The following is a 3,327-nucleotide window of genomic DNA, read 5'->3' on the forward strand; positions in this document are numbered from 1 at the left end:
GTGGAGGTGAGGGGCGCGGCGGGGGCCGCGTGCAGCGGGACGTGGAAGTGGGACCGCCAGGGGGCGCCGTCGGGCAGGACCTGGCCGTCCAGGGCCTCGCCGAGGTCGTCGGTGCCACGCAGGCCGGCGGCGGTGGCGACGCGGGTCTGGTGCAGGAAGCGCGGTTCGTCGAAGGCCGCGAGGGCGTCGCGCACCTCCGGGAGATGGGGGTGCTCGGCGTGCAGGGCGGCGGAGAGCTGGGACTTGACGACGGGGACACCGGCTTCGGCGAGTGCGTCCAGGGCGGCGTCCGGGTCCTCGAAGGAGGTGGCGAGATGGCAGGTGTCGACGCAGATGCCGATCCGGGGGTGGCCGATCGCGGCCAGCGGGGCGAGGGCGTCGCCGGTGGTCTCGACGACGCAGCCGGGCTCCGGTTCCAGGCCGATGCGCAGGGAGCGGCCGGTCAGCTCGGCGAGGGCGTCGAGGCGTTCGCCGAGGGTGGCCAGGGCGGTGCGGGCCGCCGCGCCGCGCTCCTCGTCGGCGGCGGTGCGCCAGGCGAGCGGCAGGGTGGAGATGCTGCCCTCGGTGACGTCGTCGGGCAGCAGTCCGGCGAGCACCCGGGCCAGGGCGGTGGTGTGGTCGAGGCGTTCCGGGTCGGCCCAGTCGGGGCGGTAGACGCGGTACTTGACCTCCTCGGCGCCGAACCCTTCGTACGGGAAGCCGTTGAGGGTGACCACCTCCAGGCCGCGCCGGTCCAGTTCGGTGCGCAGGGCGCGCAGCGCGGACGGGTCGCCGACCAGGGCGCGGGCCGCGTCCCGGGCGAGCCACAGGCCGATCCCGAGACGGTCGCGGCCGAGGCGGCGGCGGACCGGTTCGCAGTGGTCGCGGAGCTGGGCGAGGACCCCGTCGAGCGTCTCCGCGGGGTGCACGTTCGTGCAGTAGGCGAGGTGGACGACCGAGCCGTCGGGGTGGCGGAAGCGCATCGCTCACTCCCCGCCGCGCAGGACGGAGTTGCCCTCGTGGGTGGCGTCGGTCGCGCCGACGTCGAGGGTGAGCCGGCCGCTGAGCCCGTAGAAGGCGACGGGGTTGCGCCACAGCACCCGGTCGACGTCGTCCTCGGAGAACCCTTCGGCGAGCATCAGGTCACCGACCTTGCGGGTCTTCAGCGGGTCGCTTCTGCCCCAGTCGGCGGCGGAGTTCACCAGGACCTGCTCGGACCCGTGGGCGCGCAGCAGGGCGACCATCCGCTCCTCGTCCATCTTGGTGTCGGGGTAGACGGAGAAGCCGAGCCAGCAGCCGCTGTCCTTGGCCTCCTTCACGGTGGTCTCGTTGAGGTGGTCCAGCAGCACCCGCTCCGGCGGCAGGGAGGACTCGCGGATCACGTCCAGGGTGCGGCGCAGACCGGCGAGCTTGTCGCGGTGCGGGGTGTGCACCAGGGCGGGGAGGCCGTGGTCGGCGGCGAGCTGGAGCTGGGCGGCGAGCGCGGTGTCCTCGGCGGGCGTCATCGAGTCGTAGCCGATCTCGCCGACGGCGACCACCTGGTCCTTGACGAGATAGCGGGGCAGCTCGTCGAGGACCGGCCGGCAGCGCGGGTCGTTGGCCTCCTTCGGGTTGAGCGCGATCGTGCAGTGGTGCGCGATGCCGTACTGGGCGGCGCGGAACGGCTCCCAGCCGAGGAGGGAGTCGAAGTAGTCGAGGAAGGTGGCGGGCGAGGTGCGGGGCTGGCCGAGCCAGAAGGACGGCTCGACGACGGCGCGGACACCGGCCGCGTACATGGCCTCGTAGTCGTCGGTGGTGCGGGAGGTCATGTGGATGTGGGGGTCGAAGATGCGCATCAGGACTCCTTGCCGTGGGGGACGTCCGGTGAGTGCGACGTGGGCGGGGGCGCGCTCTCGGTCAGGGCCAGTACGCGGTGCAGGTCCTCGGGGACGGGGCGGCCGGCGGCGGATCGTTCGGCGGCGTAGTCGGCGAGCATGCGGGCCAGTTCGGCATCGCCGCGGGCGCGGTCCGCCAGGCCGGCCACCGCCTCGACCGGCACGCCGGTGAACAGGCACTTCAGCACGGCGTGGCGCCAGCCGTGCACGTCGAGGTGGCGGGCGGCGTACGGGCCGACGGCGGCGGTCAGCAGGCTGGTGTCGTTGGCGCGCAGGGCGTCCTCGACGAGCGGCAGGGCGTCCGGTCCCGGCACCAGGTGGGGCAGGGCGTGCAGGACGGCGCGGCGTTCGGCGGCGGTGCCCTGGGCGTAGACGCGGCCGAGCGCGGCCGGGTCGGCGCGGGCGGCCCGCAGGATCAGCACCCGGGCGGCGTCCGCGTACGCGGTGCCGCAGCGGCGGCCGGCCTCGGCGAGCCGCAGCTCCCACACCGGGACCGGGCCGTGCGCGCCCGGGTGGGCGGCGGCCTCGGCGAGGGCCTGGTCGAGCCAGGCCCGGGCCGCTCCGGACAGTTCGGTGTCGAGGCGGGCGTGGAGGTCGTCCAGCGGGCCCCGGACGAGGAGGGCGCCGGTCGTGGAACTGCCCGGGTCGGGCTGGGTGTGGGTCATGGGGTGCTCCCTTGTGGGGTGGGCGCCGCGTGACGGAGGAAGGGCAGGGACAGCTCGGCGAAGTGCGGGCCCGCGTGCGAGTGGCGGGGCAGTTCGACGACGGTGAGCCCCTGGTAGCCGGTGTCGGCCAGGGCCGCGAGGACCGGCGGGAAGTCGATCTCGCCGTCGCCGAACGGCAGGTGCTCGTGGACTCCGCGCCGCATGTCCTCGATCTGCACGTGGCGCAGCCAGGGGGCGGCGGCGCGGACGCAGTCGGCGGGCGACAGCGGTTCCAGGCACTGGCAGTGGCCGATGTCGAGGGTGAGACCGAGCGGTTCGGGGTCGCCGAGGAGGCCGCGCAGGTGGTGGAAGTCGGCGAGGGTGGCGAGGAGGTGGCCCGGTTCGGGCTCGACGGCGAGCGGGACGCCCGCGGTGGCGGCGGCGTCCAGGACGGGGGCGAGCCCGTCGGCCAGGCGTTTCCACGCCGTGTCCGGGTCCGTCCCGGCGGGGGTGATGCCGCTGAAGCAGTGCACGGCGTGCGCGCCGAGACCGGCGGCGACCCGGACGGCACGCAGCAGCAGGTCGACACGGCGGGCCCGGTCCTGCGGGTCCGGGTCCAGCAGGGAGGGACCGTGCTTGCGACGCGGGTCGAGGACGTAGCGGGCGCCGGTCTCGACGGTCGCCGAGAGCCCCCGTGCCTGGAGGCGGGCCGCGACACGGCGGGTGCGGGCGGCGAGGTCGGGGGCGAGCGGGTCGAGGTGCATGTGGTCCAGCGTCAGTCCGACGCCGTCGTAGCCGAGGTCGGCGAGCAGGGCGAGGGCGTCGTCGAG

4 protein-coding genes are annotated in these 3,327 nt (G+C 75.3%); all 4 read right to left on the bottom strand.

Translation table 11 applies throughout. The annotated features are described in order from the left end of the window. On the bottom strand, positions 1 to 962 hold a 962-nt coding region (eboE, locus tag CCN42_RS04840), incomplete at its 3' end, for a metabolite traffic protein EboE (RefSeq protein ID WP_086733222.1). 3 nt (positions 963 to 965) lie between these two features. Beyond that, positions 966 to 1,814 (bottom strand): TatD family hydrolase, encoded by an 849-nt coding sequence (locus tag CCN42_RS04845; RefSeq protein ID WP_086733223.1) that lies wholly within the window; start codon positions 1,812 to 1,814, stop codon positions 966 to 968. Next, positions 1,814 to 2,518, bottom strand: coding sequence for an EboA domain-containing protein (locus CCN42_RS04850; protein WP_169731405.1), 705 nt, complete (start codon positions 2,516 to 2,518; stop codon positions 1,814 to 1,816). Before CCN42_RS04850 ends, CCN42_RS04845 begins: the two co-directional genes overlap by 1 nt. Then, a partial coding sequence (locus CCN42_RS04855) for a sugar phosphate isomerase/epimerase family protein (RefSeq protein WP_086733224.1) occupies positions 2,515 to 3,327 on the bottom strand: 813 nt, incomplete at its 5' end. The genes CCN42_RS04855 and CCN42_RS04850, both read right to left, overlap by 4 nt.

The sequence above is a fragment of the Streptomyces glaucescens genome, from assembly GCF_002154375.1.
GTDB lineage: Bacteria > Actinomycetota > Actinomycetes > Streptomycetales > Streptomycetaceae > Streptomyces > Streptomyces glaucescens.

Coding starts and splice junctions, on each gene's coding strand:
- CCN42_RS04845 (WP_086733223.1), bottom strand. CDS start 1,814: ATGCGCATCTTCGACCCCCACATCCACATGACCTCCCGCACCACCGAC.
- CCN42_RS04850 (WP_169731405.1), bottom strand. CDS start 2,518: ATGACCCACACCCAGCCCGACCCGGGCAGTTCCACGACCGGCGCCCTC.